This is a genomic window from Commensalibacter sp. W6292M3 (assembly GCF_016101315.1).
Lineage (GTDB): Bacteria > Pseudomonadota > Alphaproteobacteria > Acetobacterales > Acetobacteraceae > Commensalibacter > Commensalibacter melissae.
In genome coordinates this window covers 483,356-502,003 of the sequence record NZ_JACFQT010000001.1, presented here as the reverse complement: position 1 = coordinate 502,003, position 18,648 = coordinate 483,356, and the positions used below count along the sequence as shown (strand labels likewise).

Annotated in this window: 15 protein-coding genes; 5 read left to right on the top strand and 10 right to left on the bottom strand. The window is 37.2% G+C overall.

Annotated features, from left to right (window positions below):
* Positions 1-2: 2 nt before the first annotated feature.
* Complete coding sequence (gene cyoA, locus H3T57_RS02230) at positions 3-965, bottom strand: ubiquinol oxidase subunit II (RefSeq protein WP_370533598.1); 963 nt, start codon at positions 963-965, stop codon at positions 3-5.
* A gap of 329 nt (positions 966-1,294) precedes the next feature.
* On the bottom strand, positions 1,295-2,065 hold the full coding sequence (locus H3T57_RS02225; RefSeq protein WP_122123732.1) for a Bax inhibitor-1/YccA family protein: 771 nt from the start codon (positions 2,063-2,065) through the stop codon (positions 1,295-1,297).
* A 137-nt stretch (positions 2,066-2,202) separates the two neighbouring features.
* Between H3T57_RS02225 and thpR the strand changes: the two genes are divergently transcribed.
* Positions 2,203-2,748: an RNA 2',3'-cyclic phosphodiesterase gene (gene thpR / locus H3T57_RS02220; RefSeq protein WP_198192994.1), complete on the top strand. Its 546-nt coding sequence runs from the start codon at positions 2,203-2,205 to the stop codon at positions 2,746-2,748.
* On the opposite strand, the gene H3T57_RS02215 is transcribed toward thpR, so the two are convergent.
* Both H3T57_RS02215 and H3T57_RS02210 read right to left on the bottom strand, forming a co-directional pair.
* The gene (locus H3T57_RS02215) at positions 2,745-4,811 is read right to left on the bottom strand and encodes a lysylphosphatidylglycerol synthase domain-containing protein (RefSeq protein ID WP_198192986.1); all 2,067 of its coding nucleotides are present in this window, start codon (positions 4,809-4,811) and stop codon (positions 2,745-2,747) included. The genes thpR and H3T57_RS02215 overlap by 4 nt on opposite strands.
* A gap of 51 nt (positions 4,812-4,862) precedes the next feature.
* The gene (locus tag H3T57_RS02210; protein WP_198192985.1) at positions 4,863-6,476 is read right to left on the bottom strand and encodes a lysine--tRNA ligase; all 1,614 of its coding nucleotides are present in this window, start codon (positions 6,474-6,476) and stop codon (positions 4,863-4,865) included.
* Between the two features lie 126 nt (positions 6,477-6,602).
* Between H3T57_RS02210 and H3T57_RS02205 the strand changes: the two genes are divergently transcribed.
* Positions 6,603-9,425: an ATP-dependent DNA helicase gene (locus tag H3T57_RS02205; RefSeq protein ID WP_198192983.1), complete on the top strand. Its 2,823-nt coding sequence runs from the start codon at positions 6,603-6,605 to the stop codon at positions 9,423-9,425.
* Positions 9,426-9,520: 95 nt separating this feature from the next.
* Here the strand turns inward: H3T57_RS02205 and H3T57_RS02200 are convergent, their stop codons facing one another.
* From H3T57_RS02200 to groES, 3 genes are all read right to left on the bottom strand, one after another.
* Positions 9,521-9,724, bottom strand: a complete 204-nt coding sequence (locus tag H3T57_RS02200; protein ID WP_110438195.1) for a cold-shock protein — start codon at positions 9,722-9,724, stop codon at positions 9,521-9,523.
* Between the two features lie 463 nt (positions 9,725-10,187).
* The gene (gene groL, locus H3T57_RS02195; RefSeq protein WP_110438196.1) at positions 10,188-11,834 is read right to left on the bottom strand and encodes a chaperonin GroEL; all 1,647 of its coding nucleotides are present in this window, start codon (positions 11,832-11,834) and stop codon (positions 10,188-10,190) included.
* A 68-nt stretch (positions 11,835-11,902) separates the two neighbouring features.
* Complete coding sequence (gene groES / locus H3T57_RS02190) at positions 11,903-12,193, bottom strand: co-chaperone GroES (protein ID WP_110438197.1); 291 nt, start codon at positions 12,191-12,193, stop codon at positions 11,903-11,905.
* Positions 12,194-12,532: 339 nt separating this feature from the next.
* Here groES and H3T57_RS02185 point away from each other — a divergent pair, with 339 nt between their 5' ends.
* From H3T57_RS02185 to H3T57_RS02175, 3 genes are all read left to right on the top strand, one after another.
* Entirely contained in the window at positions 12,533-13,120 is a 588-nt protein-coding gene (locus H3T57_RS02185; RefSeq protein WP_122123737.1) for a TetR/AcrR family transcriptional regulator, read from the top strand.
* A 71-nt stretch (positions 13,121-13,191) separates the two neighbouring features.
* Complete coding sequence (locus H3T57_RS02180) at positions 13,192-14,277, top strand: alkene reductase (protein ID WP_198192981.1); 1,086 nt, start codon at positions 13,192-13,194, stop codon at positions 14,275-14,277.
* Between the two features lie 111 nt (positions 14,278-14,388).
* Positions 14,389-15,480 (top strand): alkene reductase, encoded by a 1,092-nt coding sequence (locus tag H3T57_RS02175; RefSeq protein ID WP_198192979.1) that lies wholly within the window; start codon positions 14,389-14,391, stop codon positions 15,478-15,480.
* A 54-nt stretch (positions 15,481-15,534) separates the two neighbouring features.
* On the opposite strand, the gene H3T57_RS02170 is transcribed toward H3T57_RS02175, so the two are convergent.
* The 3 genes from H3T57_RS02170 to H3T57_RS02160 are packed head-to-tail and all read right to left on the bottom strand — an operon-like array spanning position 15,535 to position 18,470.
* Positions 15,535-16,428 carry an S-methyl-5'-thioadenosine phosphorylase gene (locus tag H3T57_RS02170; RefSeq protein ID WP_155572017.1) on the bottom strand — a complete coding sequence of 298 codons (894 nt, stop codon included), beginning with the start codon at positions 16,426-16,428 and terminating at the stop codon, positions 15,535-15,537.
* Entirely contained in the window at positions 16,415-17,212 is a 798-nt protein-coding gene (locus H3T57_RS02165; protein ID WP_198192977.1) for a cytochrome c1, read from the bottom strand. The genes H3T57_RS02170 and H3T57_RS02165 overlap by 14 nt, the downstream gene beginning before the upstream one ends.
* A gap of 16 nt (positions 17,213-17,228) precedes the next feature.
* Entirely contained in the window at positions 17,229-18,470 is a 1,242-nt protein-coding gene (locus tag H3T57_RS02160) for a cytochrome b N-terminal domain-containing protein (RefSeq protein ID WP_198192974.1), read from the bottom strand.
* Positions 18,471-18,648 lie beyond the last annotated feature (178 nt).

Here is an 18,648-nt window from a genome sequence, read left to right as displayed (position 1 = left end):
ATCTATTCCTCTGCGTGCTTCATTTCACCAGATTGACTTGAGCTCATATGAATCATTTGCCCAGTAGCTTTATCCATAACCATACCATTGTTATATTTTGCTATGATTGTATCGAATAAAACCGGTTCAACATGAGCATAGTATTCAACTGGATTTTTAATACTATCTTCATGCAGTTTAGCATATGTTTCATTGTTCAAGTCTTGAGAAGACGCACGAACTTTTTCAATCCAGTCCTGAAATCCCTTTTCATCTTTAACCAATGTACGGAATTTCATATCTGAATATCCAGCACCACTGTAATTATTGGATTCCCCAAAATAATCACCTTCTGTAGAAGCCAATAAATGCAATTGAGTTTGCATACCAGCCATTACATAGACTTGCGACCCAAGCTGCGGAATCCAAAAAGAGTTCATTGTCGCATCGGATGTTAATCGGAAGGAAACTGGTGTATTAACAGGTACCACCAATTGATTAACTGTGGCTATACCATATTCAGGATAAATAAATAACCATTTCCAGTTTAACGCAACAACCTGAACATCAATTGGCTTGACTTGTGGATTATCAGCAGGTGCAGCGATTGGTTTATAAGGATCCAATTCATGAGATGAAACAAATGTTTTATATGCAAGAAAAGCAATCAAACACATTGGAATTCCCCACATACATATTTCAATCGGAAGTGAGAAATCCCATTTTGGTGAATATGTCGCACTGGTATTTGATGCACGATAACGTCTTGCAATAATTAAGGTTGCAATAATAACGGGAATAACAACGCAAAGCATTGCCCCTACCGTCATCATAATCAATTCTTTCTCACTTTGTCCTATCGGTCCTTTTGGATCAAATAAAACCAAGTTACATCCACCCAACATAAGAGTAGATGTTAAACCCACTACCGATAATGTAATTTTCGGTAATAATTTTTTCATTCTATGCCTCGTTGATTCTGACATCGCTCAACTCATCAGCGTGTTTATTTTATAAAACTTCTTTTTAATTGAGAAATCATATAAAAAAACAGTTTTATATTATTAAATTTTTACATAAAATTCATTCTTCATAAAAAGACCACAATTTTTTCTAAATTTAGACATATAATCATGATCTTAGTATAATGTTATTTTATATCTAATTGTTTACTATAAATAACATCCCATTACAACTCACTTTATAAGCAAGCACTTAATTTAAATATTGATTATGGATTATACCTATAGTCAAAAAAAATAGTGCTGAAAAAATCAGCACTATTTTCAACATTCATAAAACTGTCATTTTAAGCCTAGTTGTCGTTTTGACGAACACCCATGAATTGCAGCATAAACTGAAACAGGTTGATAAAATTCAAATACATACTTAATGCATCATAAACGCTGGCTTTAAGCACGATATCAGACCCTTCATATTGATAGAGATTTTGATAGGAAAGCTTAATACGTTGAGTATCCGTAGCGGCAAGACCTGTAAAAATGATCACTCCAACTATATTAATGATTAATCCTAGTTGTCCGCTTTTGAAAAAAATATTCGCAACCATGGCTAAAACAAGACCAAACAGGCCCATTCCTAAAAAAGAACCAATGCCTGTCAAATCTTTGTGAGTTGAGTATCCCCACAAAGACATTCCTGCAAACATACCTGCTGTGACTACAAACGTCCTTACGATGGATTCACCTGTATATACATAAAAGATATTTGCCATACTAACGCCCATGACACCACAAAATACCCAGAAAAGTGTTTGTGCAGCTTGCGTAGAAAGACGATTGACCCCAAAGGACATTACCAATACAAATGCCAATGGTGAAAAAATAGCAATATAACCCAATAATGTTGGTGTGATTCCAATGGTTCTATACCCCATCACTACCGGATGATAAAATATATCACCTAAAGATGTGTTAACAACCAAATATGAAACTAATGCAGTTAGCAACAACCCTGATGCCATCCAATTATAGATACGAAGCATATAATTTCTAAGACCTGCATCATATGCGACTTTGGCATTGACATTGGTCATATTGTTATAAGAATCAGGACGAAATACCATTTACTTTACTCATTAAAATTTTCATAGATTTATATAATATATTTCATTTACAGCTCAAATATCAAGCATTGAAAAAAAATATGTTATATTCATAATTAATACGCAAAGAGTTGAATTATAAAAACAGAATTGATCATATGCGCTTATTTATAGGTATTGATTTCCCAGATTATGTAACTCGCCATTTAAGTCAATTAAGAGGTAGTTTGACCTATGTAAGATGGTATGACCCTGGGACCTACCACCTCACACTAAATTTTATAGGTGAAATTAATGACTATGATCTGTTGAATGATCTTGATTTGACACTTGAAAAAATATCGCCTCCTTCATTCAATTTGACAATTGATAAGGTTAATCTATTTCAAACAGCATCCAATACCCAAATATTATGGGCGGGGATCCACTCTTCTGAGAGTCTGGTTCATTTACGTAAAAAAGTGAAACAAATCTTAAGACAATTAGAAATCAAAACTCAAAAACAAAAATTTGTTCCCCATATTACACTGGGGAAAGGTTCTTGCCTTCCTCAAGAACATATCAAACAATGGTTGAATCATTATAACCTGTTAAAAATTCCCGATATTGAAATAACCCACTTCTCATTGTTCAGCTCGTATCCTGGTAAGGAGCAGCCCAATTACATAATTGAGAAAAATTATCCATTATCTTTTCAAACTTAAGATTTTTTGAATTTACCAATCAGATTAATCATAAAACTAGCATACTGGACTTCACAACAAACAAAATGGTCCGTTTTATCCAGTTTCAAACTCGCCAATCCAAAATCGTGATAAATGGTCAGGTATTTTTTTCCCGCACCCCAAAATCCAATAGACCGATTTTCCTGTAACGCCAAATCCCTAAGACGCCAGATAGTATTGACAATTTCACGTTCATTACCCACGGGATCTCCTATTCCGACTAAAAAATTATCCTTACGAATAAAAGGTATAGCCGTTCCCTCCTTTGAGCAGATCAAGATACCATTCGGTTTAATATCATCCAGTAATTTATTGTCTGTATCAGACATAACCCGATATAATTCTTTAGTTTCCCCTGACCAGGGCCATGAAACTATTTTTGCTGGAAGCATAAGCTTAAACAATATTAAAATTCCGCTTATTCCCACCACTGCAATAATTATTTTTGTTGCGATTGAAATATTGCCAGAGAAAAAAACCTGAACAACTCCATATTGAGCAATTGATTGCGGGATTAACCAGTTTATTATCAATACAGTAGTTAAAAATAAAATAACCTCTACAATAATTTTGCTGGAAAACGGTGCATCCGTTAAACTGGCTGATCGATAGTAACATTTTCTAAACGGAGCAATAAAAAACGCAACCAAAGTCAGTATGGCCGGAATAATGAGATAAGTTCCCATAATCAACGTAATTACTGCTGATGCAACTAAAATACAAAGACTTAATCCCCATGCGAGTGTAATTCTACGGACTAATGACACCGTAAGAGTTAATAGGATAAGACCTAAAAACGATAAAATATAATCGCCTGTAAGTTCAATAAATAATGAAAAAGTTCCTACATCGTGAAGAATCAATCCGGAATCAAACAAAGGCACAGCCAGATCAATCAAAGCGCAAATAAAAACTGCCGCTGCTGCAATGGCTACAGAAAAAGCCGCATCACTCTCCCGCAAATTTTCATCAATGAATAGAGATGGATTGAATCGTAACAGATTCTTTTTTCTGGGCTTATCAAATATGGATTTGCTTCTAATTAAAATTTCATGCACTGCAAACATACTGCCTGCAATAAACAATGGTATTAAATAATACAAAAACCGAAAAACAAATATAACACACATAATATTGGCCATTGGCATATAATTTTTTAAAGCCAATATCATGCTGCCCTCAAACACCCCTGCACCTCCAGGTACACTTGATATTAACCCGGCAATATAAGAAGCGATATAAATCGCCATAAAAGACATAAAATCAAGTGCAGGATAACCGGTCATAATTGAATGAGACGGTACGACACAATAAGGGATTGCAGCCGTTATTATAACTTCAGCAGTTGCGACAACAATTTGTGAAATAGCCATGGATGGCCGAGGAAACGATAAAGTATATTTCCAGACTTTTAACGTGTTGCATCGGAATGAAAGAAAAATATAACCAAAGACCCCTAACCACGCGACAATTCCGATAAAAATAAATATCCAGCCTGGCAATGCCTGCCCAATGATTGGTAATGAATTCGATTTAAATATTAATAACGCGCCTACTAGCACCGCAACACCTATAAAATAGGTAATGGAACAAAAGGCGATAACCTGAAGGATTTCTAAAGGCTTAAGCCCCCAACTCCCATATAACCGGAAACGAACCATTGCTCCAGAAACTGCCGACAAACCAATATTATGTGAAAGCACATAGGAACAAAAAGATGCAAAGGCAGTTTTCAAAAAAGACAAGCGGTATCCAATTTGTCTAACAGCCATTTTATCATAAAACGACAGGACAAAAAATGACAATAAGGTGCACGCTCCAGCCATTAACAAGGAAAAAGTGGGAATTTGTTCAAAAGATAGCTTAATCTCTTTCAGGCTGAGATGTTTGAATTCCTTTTGCACAACATAAATTGCAGCCATGAATAACAAAACACCAAGAATACGAGAACAATATTTTAAATGAATCTTCCAACCCGTGTTTTTATAATGTTTCCCATCATTCTGGGTGTTATTGAGTTTTTCGAAATCCGATGGCTGCATGAATCTTCTATGTTATAATTGATAAAGCAAAATCTTTCGATCTTCTTATATTTATCTTTTTACCGCCTTGTTAATCAACTCTATTGTTTCTTTTATTCCATATACGGCGATAAACATTCCGAAACGTGGCCCATCTTTTTGTCCGAGTAACACTTCATAAAGACAACCAAACCAATCCCTTAACGGTTCAAATTCGTATTTTTTACCGATTGCAAACACCAAATTTTGTAAAATATCAGGTTTATGCTCTTCCGCTGGTAATTTCTTCAATTCAACAGATAACTCAATCAAAGCCCTTGCCTCTCGTTCATCCGGTGTACGATAAACCTTATGGGGACGAATGAAATCAGCATAATATGCCAGGGCATTCTCTACTAGCTGAGCCAACATGGGGTTATTATCTGGCGATACAGATTCATCATATCGTTTAAGAAATCCCCATAATATTTCGGCTCTTTCCGCATTCGCAACACTGGCAAGATTTAATAACATTGCGAATGAAATCGGACTTCCCGCTTTTTTTGGTAAAACACCTCCATGTATGAACCAGGCAGGATTAGCATATTTCTTTTCTTTTTCAGCGGGTCCGACAGTGTCATCTCCCCGCTCTGATTTCTGCCAATTTTCAACATGTTTAAGATATTCATCTGTAGTCTTGGGTATAACATCAAAAAATAATCTTTTCGCCCGTCTAGGTGCATTAAACATATATTGCGCAAGACTTTCCGAGGGACCATATCGCAACCATTCTTCAATCGACAGTCCATTTCCTTTCGATTTTGAGATTTTTTGCCCCTGATCATCAAGAAATAATTCATATGTTAGATTGGCTGGTGGAGTGCCACCAAGAATTTTACAAATCTTGCTTGAAAGTCGAACACTGTCAATCAGATCCTTTCCTGACATTTCATAATCTACCCCCAGGGCATACCAGCGCATTGCCCAATCAGCTTTCCATTGTAATTTTGCATGTCCACCTGTAACAGGGGTTTCAAAAAGCTTGCCATTCCCATCACGCCATTGAATAGTTCCAGATACCGGATCAATTTTTTCCATGGGAACTTGCATAACAATTCCCGTTTCAGGATGGACAGGTAACACAGGGGAATAGGTGGCCCGTCTTTCTTCTCTCAGTGTCGGTGCAATTACAGCAACTATCTTGTCGTGAACTTCCAATATTCTTTTCAAAGCGGAATCGAATTTTCCTGATTGATAATATTCTGTTGAGGAGGCAAATTCATATTCAAATCCAAAATGATCAAGAAAGGAACAAAGTTGGGCATTATTATGTGCACCAAAAGATTCATGTGTTCCAAATGGATCAGGTATACTTGACAAAGGTTTTCCCAAATGTTCTTTTAACATTTCCTGATTAGGTACATTTTCTGGAACTTTACGTAAGCCATCCATATCATCTGAAAATGCAAGAATGACAGCTTTTTTCCCTGTCAGGGCCTGATATGCCTGGCTGACCCAAGAAGTGCGAGCCACTTCGCCAAATGTTCCGATATGCGGTAAACCAGAAGGACCATATCCTGTTTCAAGCAAGGCGGGTTTATCCGATTTCTCTTTTTTAATCCGAACATGTTCAGCCAATTTTACGGCTTCCTCGAAAGGCCATATTTTGGGTATTGAAGTAAAAGAAGAAAAATCGTTTATTGTCATTATTTTACAGCCACTATAAAAATGCCTGCCCTCTGATTAAATATGGATTTAAAAAACTATTATCTGTTAGATTAACAGGATAAAAATCAATATATTATCATATACGTATGAATTGTTAGAAAATAAATGGTTTTAAAAGATTATTCCGCATTAATTATTCATGATAATCAATTTTCATTATTTAATACGGATGGAGAAATTCTTAATTTACCGTTACAGACATTGATTGCTGAACTTGAACAAACAACTGAATTGCTGATCATACACAAATCTTATACCTACCGTAAACTAAAATCCCCAAAAACCATTCATACTGACCGGTGGCTTGATTTGCTTGAACTTGCCGCATTTGTATTTCCCGTTCAATCCTTTGGCTATACAGTCACAAATTTTGCCAATGCATTAAAAATCCCCATGCCTTTAAATCCTGAAGCTGATTTTTTAATAATTATCTGCGATTATCTTATCCTAAAATTCAAGGAAGAATATAATCATGGCAACAAAGACCTGATTGCCGCTCGCCTAGCGGTCCTCTATCATGCACAATGGTTATGGGCTCCAATATTATTATCTGCACTTGATATTTCTCTACCGTTACCAGCGCAACAAATGCAAGCTTCCGACGCGCTCAGAATATGGCAACGATTACCAAAATGGCAAGAACTTTCCCCACGTCCCCAACCCAGTCAATTTCCTGTCAAACGTCAGGAAACCTTTAATCGTTTGGCCGAAATTCTGGGACCTGGCGCTGAAGATCGAGCTGGACAAATTGATTTTACAGATGTTGCCCGTTATGCATTTGAACCTTGTGAGGAACAGGGAAAACCCAATATTGTATTAGCCGAGGCAGGAACAGGTACAGGAAAGACCTCGGCCTATATTGCTCCAGCAAGTTTATGGGCTGAACACAATAAAGGAACAGTTTGGATAAATACCTACACGCGCCATTTACAAAGGCAAATCGAACATGAATTCGATCATCTTTATCCAGATCCTGCCACCCGCACGAAAAAAATTGTTGTCCGAAAAGGTAGAGAGAATTATTTATGTTTATTAAATTTAGATGAATATATTACGCTTCATTTCAATAAAAATGATGGTAACGGTAATAATATCGCCATTATTTTATTATGCAACTGGGCTGAACAAAGCAATGATGGTGATCTTTTTGGAGGTGACCTGCCCAACTGGTTCCATGATCTTTTTGACAACAGAATATTATCTATTCTTGCTGAAAGACGGGGTGAATGCATTCATGCAAGTTGCCCACATTACCAGACTTGTTTTGTTGAACATTCAATTCGCAGAGCCCAAAATGCAGAAATTGTTATTGCAAACCACGCCCTAGTCATTAACCACTTTGCCTGGTCTTTAGATAATGCCTCTCCTGAATGGGAAAGTAATCTACCGTCCCGCTTGATTTTTGACGAGGCCCATCATATATCGGATGCAGCCGATTCAGCTTTTTCAACCGCTTTCTCGGCTACTGAAACCAGCGAATTGAGACGATGGCTATTAGGAAATGAAGGAAACAATACACGTTCAAAAGGATTGAAAAAGCGTATTCATGACGTAATTATTGGCAATAAAGCGCTTGAAAAGGATTTGGAAGAAATTATTGATTCCGCCTTTATTTTACCCCCCTTAAATTGGTCAGGTCATCTTGCATCATTTCATGACAATAAGGATGAAAACCCAACCAATATATCTGAGCGTTTCTTTTACCTCATATATCAGCAAATTCAAGCCCGCTCTTCCCGTAACAAAATTATCAATCAGTCCTACGCGGAAACAAGACAATATGAATGCGATCTCTATCCGCTATTACCGGAATTAGTTGCACTTGTACCAAATTTAATTCAATCCTTTCAAAAATTGCTTAACTGTCTTTTAAAATTTACACTCAATATAGAAACCAAATTAAATAATGAAAAAGACTCTCTGGACAAAATGTCCCTTGAGAGACTTGAGACAACTCACGCAACATTAACCCGGAAAGCGGTTACTCCCTTAACTCTATGGTTGGATCTTTTGACTTCATTGAATAAACCAGAACATTCCAATAGCCAACCTAAAACTCATGTTTCATTTCTGAAATCTGAACATAAGAATAAAAATATAACAAACGTAGGTTTATTTCATCATTGGCTTGACCCAACCATTCCATTGATGAAAATGCTGGCACCTTCAATACAAGGTATGCTTTTCACCTCTGCAACCTTACGAGATGAAAGTAACAATGACACAGAAGCATCCTGGCAAGCAGCCGAACAGAGAGTTGGGACAGAACATCTTCCCGTTCAACCTCTTAGAGCGGCATTAAGTTGTCCCTTCAATTATGACAAGCAAGCCCGCGTTTTTGTAGTTAATGACATTAATATTCATTCCATCAATGAAGTGGCCCATGCCTACCTGCATTTATTCAAGGCCTCCCGAGGTGGCGCATTGGGATTGTTTACAGCAATTCATCGGTTACGTGCAATTTATCACCAGATTAATGAACATTTGGAAAAAGATAATATTTCTCTTTTTGCGCAACATATCGATCCATTAAGTAATAATAGTCTGGTTGAATTGTTTAAAAATGATATGCGCTCCTGTCTATTGGGTACTGATGCCATGCGGGATGGAATCAATATTCCAGGCAATTCTTTACGCCTTGTTGTATTTGAAAGAATACCCTGGCCTCGCCCTGATATTCTTTATCGAGAAAGAAGAAAGTATTTTTATAAGGACAAACCCAATCTTTATGATGAGCAAATTGTTCGCTTGCGCTTAAGACAGGCTTTTGGCAGATTGATACGTACTCAATCAGACAAGGGAATTTTTATTATTTTGGACCGTCGTACACCAACTCGTGTATTGTCCGCTTTCCCAAAAAATGTTCCGATACGAAGACAGAGCCTACAAGAGATAATCAATCAGACGACCCTTTTTTATGAAAAATAAATCATCATAAACAACAAAACCAGCTCTTTATCAAAAGAGCTGGCTTGCTTACGGTAAATAGATAACTCTAATACCAGTAATCGTATGCTTCGATCTTACAAAGGCTTGAGATTAGCTGCAGCAGCTTTACCTCTTTCTGTTACAATATCATAGCTTACACGCTGATTTTCCTTCAAATCACGAAGTCCAGCAGCCTGAACAGCTGTAATATGCACAAAAACGTCCTTGCCACCTTCTTCAGGGACAATAAAACCAAATCCTTTTGTAGGATTAAACCATTTCACGGTTCCAGTATACATTATAACCGCGCATCCTTATCATATATAGAATATCAAGCCTTGAAACATAGACCTGATATAGAGTTAAAATCAAAACGAATAAATCGTTTACCTATTCAGAAAGAAAACTTTCATGGGACTATTTGACACATAAAATAAATAAACTGTCAATATAATTATTATTTATTAAATAAAAAAAACATATATATTGTAAATTTAATATAAAATATAAATAAATTTTTAGTATTTATTAAAATTTTAGAATATTTATTTATTATTTAGAATAAAACACTTAAAAAATATATCGCAACATTTCATTTACAATATTATTCAAGACTATCTAATATGGTTAATTTAACAATTACTACTTTATAATTGTGATCAAATATTCACATATATAAAAAGGTTACTGCCATTATTGACAGTAACCTTTCAGGATAAGATAATTATTTAGTTATTATCCTTTGTGCAATTAAGGGAGAAATTAGAAATCCATTCCACCCATACCGCCCATACCACCCATACCTGCAGGCATTTCAGGAGCTTTTTTCTCTGGACGTTCTGCAACCATCGCTTCAGTTGTAATCAACAAACCGGCTACAGAAGCCGCATCTTGTAAAGCGCTACGAACAACCTTTGTCGGATCAATGATACCGGCCTGAACGAGATCCTTATATTCTCCAACCTGAGCATCAAAACCGAAATTATATGAGTCATTTTCAAGAACTTTACCAGCGATAACCGCACCGTCTTCACCAGCATTTTCAACAATTTGGCGTAATGGAGTTTGCAATGCCTTGCGAACAATATCAACACCAACACGTTGATCATCATTTTCGTGAGTATGATTGGAAAGTCTTAAAGATGCACGTGCCAATGCGGTACCACCACCTGGAACAATACCTTCCTCAACTGCTGCACGAGTTGCATGAAGAGCATCATCCACACGATCACGACGTTCCTTAACTTCCACCTCTGTAGATCCACCAACGCGGATAACAGCAACACCACCTGCTAATTTAGCAAGACGTTCCTGTAATTTCTCACGATCATAATCTGAGGTTGTCTCTTCAATCTGAGCACGGATTTGGTTACAACGTCCCTTGATTTGATCAACGTCACCAGTACCTTCAACGATTGTTGTGTTTTCCTTATCGATATGAACTTTTTTAGCGTTACCAAGCATTTTAATTGTAACGTTTTCAAGTTTAATGCCGATATCTTCACTTACAACCTGACCACCGGTTAAAATGGCAATATCTTCAAGCATTGCCTTACGACGATCACCAAAACCAGGCGCTTTCACAGCAGCAATTTTCAAGCCACCACGCAACTTATTGACAACCAAGGTTGCCAATGCCTCACCATCAACATCTTCAGCAATAATCAACAACGGACGACCGCTTTGAACAACACTTTCCAACAAAGGCAGCATTGGCTGTAAAGATGAAAGTTTCTTTTCATGGATCAAGATTAAAGGATTATCAAGATCAGCGGTCATTTTTTCTGCGTTTGTAACGAAATATGGAGAAATATAACCACGATCAAATTGCATTCCCTCAACAACGTCGAGTTCTGTTTGCAACCCTTTAGCCTCCTCAACAGTGATAACGCCCTCTTTGCCAACTTTTTCCATGGCTTTGCTGATCATATCACCAATTTCTTTTTCACCATTTGCAGAAATGGTTCCAACCTGAGCAATTTCGGATTGGGTAGAAATTTTCTTTGTTTTTGCCTTCAATTCTTCAACAACGATTGAAACCGCCTTATCAATTCCGCGTTTCAGATCCATAGGATTCATACCGGCAGCAACCGATTTTAACCCCTCACGAACAATCGCTTGAGCTAAAACTGTGGCGGTTGTTGTTCCGTCACCGGCAACATCATTGGTTTTTGAAGCAACCTCGCGAACCATTTGGGCGCCCATATTCTCAAACTTGTCAGCAAGCTCGATTTCTTTTGCAACAGATACACCGTCCTTGGTAATACGGGGTGCACCAAAGCTTTTATCAAGTACAACGTTACGTCCTTTTGGACCCAAGGTTACCTTAACTGCATCTGCCAGAATATCAACGCCACGTAACATACGTTGACGTGCATCAGCACCAAATCTTACATCTTTGGCTGCCATAATCTTAATCTCCTACAAGAAATTCTTAAAAAAAAGTCAAAATCAAAAGCTAATGAAAAAATTGCGGATTAACCTACAATTCCCATAATATCGCTTTCTTTCATAATCAAAAGCTCTTCGCCATTTAATTTGACTTCGGTCCCAGACCATTTACCGAATAAAACTTTATCACCTTTTTTAACATCCAGAGGAACAATTTGTCCCTGCTCATTACGAGCTCCCGGACCTACGGCAATGACTTCGCCTTCTTGAGGTTTTTCTTTTGCTGTATCTGGAATGATAATTCCACCGACAGTTTTTTCTTCACTGTTTAGCCGACGAACGACTACACGGTCATGTAATGGACGAAAATTCGTCATTTGGATCGCTCCATAATTTCTATATAATGCCCTTAATCAAAGCAGCATTATGGGTTTTAACTACGCGCGTTTTTGCCGCGTTACTCCAAATATTACAGTGGCATTATTGCCACTTATATTTGGTTTTAAGGTAACCATAATCATGTACAATGTCAACTAAATTTAATTCCTATGCACAGATATATGTTACTTAAATTTTATCGATTGATTTATTGTGTATAATTACAATATATTTTAAAGAATAATACTTATTAAGTAAGTTGCTTACAAAAGATTTTATCACATAACATAACGTGCTTTCAGACTTAAATCTCTTTTTCCGTAACCTCATATCGTCTTATGAATGCTAAAAATAAAAAAAATCTTCTTTTGAAAATTGGTCAGGAATTTTTTGCAAGCCAAGGTTTTACAAATGTTGGTTTAGCTGAAATTCTCAAACAAGCAAATATTCCCAAAGGCTCATTCTATTATTATTTCAATTCCAAGGAAGATTACGGCGTTCAGGTCATTGATCACTATATTGACAATTATATAATGGCTCTTCAGTCCTTACTTAAGTCTTCTTCACTTTCAGGAAAAGATCGTCTACTTAAATATTGGGAAAAATGGCAATTTTCACAATGCGACAATAATTTTGAGGGACATTGTCTTATCGTTAAATTAAGTTCTGAGGTGACGGATTATTCCGAACCGATGCGTAAGGCATTCTGTAGAGGAACCGACCGGATATTATCCCTTATCGCACAAATTATTGCCATAGGCCAAAAAGATAATTCCATTCACAATCAGGCTGACAATTTTTTTATAGCTCAACAATTATATCAACAATGGTTGGGGGCAAGTTTAATGGTGAAAATACAAAAACGGTCTACAGCATTTACTATCGCTCTCCATTTCACAAACTTTCTTCTTGACAATAATATTTAATTTTTCATAGATTAATAGACGACCGGTCTACTATTTTTTTGAAAATATAATTATTAGTGAGGTTTACCACTATGCCTATTCTATTTGATCCCATTCAGTTGGGCGCAATAAAAGCTTCCAACCGTATCATCATGGCTCCTATGTCACGTTCAAGAGCAACAAAAGATCACATTCCCACCCCTATGATGATTGAATATTATCGTCAAAGGGCAACAGCTGGTTTGATTATTTCCGAGGGTACAGGAATTTCACAAGAGGGAATGGGATTTCCCTATGCTCCTGGCATATGGAATAAGGAACAGGTTGAAGCTTGGAAACCCATAACCCGGGCTGTTCATGATGAAGGCGGTAAAATTATTTGCCAATTGTGGCATATGGGACGCACAGTGCATTCTTCATTTTATCCATCCCCCGTTTCTGCATCAGCAACCACAGCGCCAGGTCATGCACATACTTATGATGGGAAGAAACCCTATGTTCAGGCAAGGGCTTTATTTGTTGATGAAATTCCAAGAATACTCAATGATTATGCCAAAGCGGCACAAAATGCGATGAACTCTGGTTTTGATGGTGTCCAGATTCATGCCGCAAATGGCTACCTGATTGATGAATTTTTACGTGACAGCAGTAATTTCCGTCAAGATGAATATGGCGGTTCAATTGAAAATCGCCTACGTCTACTAATCGAGATTACGCAAAGGGTTTGCCATGAGGTGGGTTCAGATCGAACATCTGTGCGTCTTTCTCCAAATGAACGTGTACAGGGTATATTTGACAGCAATGCCAAAAGCCTTTTTATCGCTGCCAGCCAAGCATTGAGTAGAGAAAAAATTAATTTCCTGGAAGTCAGGGAACCACAAATCGGCAATAAAGATAATTATGTGGAGAAAGATTTGACAGATGCTGACTATCATCCACCGATTTTTCCTTCTATGCGGGAAAATTTCAAGGGTAATTTCGTTATTAATGGAACGTATAATGGTCAACTGGCCCAAAAAATTGTTAAAACGGGACAAGCCGATGCAGTTTCATTTGGTCGTCCTTTTATTTCCAATCCGGATTTGGTCGAAAAAATTAAAACGGGCAAACCCTTTGTCCCACATGATTCGTCCATTTGGTATACTCAGGATGAAAAAGGCTATATTGACTTCAAGTAAAATAATGAATGAATAGCCTTCCCGTATCTTTAATGATAATATCATTATGTTCATTTGCTTACGTCAATAGATAAAACTGACTTAACAAGATAATAACATTGGAAAAATTAAATGGTTACTTTATTTGACTCTATTCAATTGGGCGCAATAAAAGCATCTAACCGTATCATCATGGCACCCTTAACCCGGGGACGGGCCACAAAGGATCATATTCCAACTTCTTTAATGATAGAATATTATCGCCAAAGAGCCTCTGCAGGTCTGATCATTTCAGAAGGAACAGGAATTTCACAAGAGGGATTGGGATGGGCATATGCTCCAGGCATATGGAATAAACAGCAAGTTGAGGCATGGAAACCTGTAACCCAGGCTGTTCATGATGAGGGGGGTCATATTATTTGTCAGTTATGGCATATGGGTCGAACCGTACATCCATCATTTTACCCTTCTCCTATTTCCGCATCAGCAACCACAGCTCCAAGATATGCACACACATATGAAGGAAAAAAGCCGTATGAAAAAGTACGTGCATTACCCAAAGAGGAAATTCCCCGATTAATCAATGATTATATAAAAGCTGCAAATCATGCCATGGAAGCGGGATTTGACGGTGTACAAATTCATGCCGCAAATGGATATTTGATTGATGAATTTTTAAGAGACAATTGCAATTTTAGAACGGATGAGTACGGCGGAAGTATTGAAAATAGAATCAGGCTACTAATTGAAATAACACATAATGTCTGCAAAACAGTGGGATCAGACAGAACATCAGTTAGACTTTCACCAAATGAGGAAATTCAAGGCGTTCATGACAGTAATCCCGAACCATTATTTATCGCCGCCTCAAAGGCTTTAAGTAAAGAAAATATTAATTTTTTGGAAGTGAGGGAACCACGACCAGGTGAAGACAATTTTGTCATGTCAACACTTACAGATCAGGATTTCTACCCCCCCATCGCTCCCGCAATGAGGAAAAATTTTAAGGGAAATTTTGTCATTAATGGCTCCTATAATGGGCACTCTGCTCAAAAAATTATCAAGAACAATGAGGCGGATGCCGTTTCATTCGGCCGACCATTTATTTCCAATCCCGACCTTGTTCACAAAATTAAAAATGATATCCCCCTAAAACCATCTGATAGCAAAACCTGGTTCAATCAGGGAAAAGAAGGTTATACGGATTATCCCGTTGCAAAATAATCCAAGCTCTACTCTGGTTTATAAAAATTGATCAGAGTAGATTCAAAAATGAAATTATAAAACCCGACCAGCAATCGTTTTTAAACGTTCAACCAAAACAGGATCACGTTTTTCCGGTGCCGTTATCAATGCATAATCCAGGGCATGTTTACATTGACATTCACTGTTTCCCTGAGGTCTTTTCCCTAAAGCTGGAATAAATTTCTCAACCAAAGAGCTAGCATGTCTGGCATTTTGCTTCAGTATTCTGACAACAGCTTCAACGCTAACCGCATCATGTTCCTCATGCCAACAATCATAATCGGTAACCATAGCAATTGTCGCATAACAGATTTCTGCCTCTCGCGCCAAAGCTGCCTCTGGCATATTGGTCATACCAATAACAGACGCACCCCATGAACGATAAAGCTGACTTTCCGCCCGTGTTGAAAACTGAGGGCCTTCCATAACAAGATAGGTTCCCCCCTTGACAACTTTGATTTCTAATTGTTTTGCCTGTTCATACAGCATCTGACTCAATTTGGGACAAAATGGATCAGCCAGAGATACATGGGCAACCAATCCCTTTTCAAAAAAACTTTTGGTTCGTAAACGTGAACGGTCAATTAATTGATCCACCACAACAAATGTACCTGGGGACAATTCCTCTTTCAGGGAACCGACAGCAGAAACAGAAACAAGATCCGTAACACCTAGTTTTTTCATCGCTGCAATATTCGCCCGATAATTCACATCTGTTGGGGAATATACATGGCCCCGACCATGTCTCGGTAAGAATACACAGGAAACACCATCAAGTGTACCTTTTAATAACTGATCGGATGGCTTTCCCCAGGGCGTATCAACTTCCACCCACTGTTGATCACTCAAACCTGAAATATTATATAATCCCGAACCACCGATAACCCCAATAACTGGCTTATCATGAGTATGACTATTTATTGACATTTGACCACACTTTACGATTAATAAGAAATACAAGAATAACGGTAAAAATCATATAAAGGAAAAGCATTATTCCCATACGATGACGTTCTGTCAAATGGGGATGTGCAGCCCAATTCAGAAAAATGACAACATCTCTTGCTTGTTGTTCAACAGTTGCTGACGTGCCATCTTCATAATGAATATCTCCATCAGTCAAAGGAGGTTTCATCCCTATCTGGTGATGCGGTGCATAAAGATTATAATATGAGGCTTTATTGTCAAAATGAAAACCTGATGGTGCAGTTTCATAACCCAATAATAGAGCCATCACATAATCGGCCCCGTTTTTTCTGATCATCATGTAACGTGAAAAATCCGGCGGTATTTTACCGTTATTGGCTGTTTTCGCAATATTATCATTAAAGTACGGTTTTTTTAAATAATCAGTTACATTGGCTGGACGGTAATAATCCTGCCCTTGATTATCCTTGCCATCCATGACCTGATCCCTATGGGCAATTTTATCAATATGCTCAAGAGTCAATCCCATTTGCTGCAAATCAGCATAACGCATCACATTGATGGAGTGACATGAGGCACATTTTTGTCTATAAACCTGATAACCCCTTTGCACACTCGCATTGTCAAAATATCCTAATGAACCTTTAAAGCTCCACTCATAATGCGGTATAGTAATTTCATGATTTTTAATTAATTGATTTTTATCCGCTGCCCAGATTGTCATCATTGCCGTTATAAAAATCAGGATATTTAAGAAAAAACCTAGAACAATCTTCTTAACCATGCCCATAAATCGCGTCCTATTTATTATCACATAATGAAGAATCATGTAATTCACATCGAATTTCAAAACGGGCCGATAAGGGTAAAATCACTAAAAAATGGCAATAATAATACAATAATGAAAGACGTCCCATCCATATAAGTGAGTTAAATGTATGAAATTTTCCTACAATACCCAACATTACGAAAGCAATAACCAAAATAATCAATGATATACGGTAAATAGGTCTGTATCGTGCCGATTTAACAGGTGATGAGTCCAGCCACGGAACCAAGAATAGAAGAAAAATCGTTCCTGCTGATAAAGCCATTCCCCCAAATTTATATGGTATTATTTGTAAAATTCCGTAAAAAGGTAGGAAATACCATTCTGGAGCAATGGATGCTGGAGTTTCCAGTGGATTGGCTGGAATATAATTTTCACTATTCGTCAACAACCCTGGTTCAAAAAAAATCAAAATAACCATTATTAATCCGGAAACGCCTAGAACCAGCCCATCTTTTGCAACAAAATAAGGAAAGAAAGGAAGGACATTCTTTTTTGATGTAATATCGATTCCTTCAGGATTATTGGATTTTACATGATGCATGCAAATGACATGAAGAAAAACGATAAAACAGATTACAAACGCCATAACAAAATGAATTGTATAGTAACGATGTAATGTCAGTGCGTTTGGTATTTCCCCACCCATCAACCAACCGGACAAATTTTGTCCTATGATTGGAATGGATGAAATCGCTTGAATAACTACATTAGCAGCCCAGTAAGACATTTGCCCCCATGGCAATATATATCCAGCAAAAGCCGTTATCATTACAGAAACTGTCAAAATCATCCCCGAACACCAGACCAGCTCTCTTGGTGATTTATAAGAACCGTAATATAATCCCCTAAACAAATGCAAATATAGAAAAGCCAGAAACAAATTTGATCCTGCCATATGAATGGATCTAATTAACCAGCCGCTTGGCACCCTTCTTTCAATCATCTCTATTGATAGAAAAGCATGATAAGGCAAAGCTGTATAATATAAAGTTAAAAAAATCCCCGTCAGTAACATCAAGAATAAAATAACAGTTAAGACAGCACCAAATGTCCACCAAATATTCAAATTTTTAGGCATTGGAAACTGAATGTATTCTTTCTGAATCACCGAAAAAAAGGGAAAACGTTTGTCCAGCCATAATTTAAAAGACTGTTTGTTCCTAACAGTTTTTTTTCTTTGCCCATTCTGGGATAAATTCAGATCACCCATGCCATTAACTTACTCAATAAAAAGCATACAAATTCTAAAAAATTATAAATAGTGTAATAAATAACAATTTCGCCTTTATATTGCTACAATTCCATGTAAAATAAAACCATTCATGTTTTTTATTAATGATTTACTTGTTTTTTCCTCTTAAAAAAATAATTTTCTATAAAGCAATCCT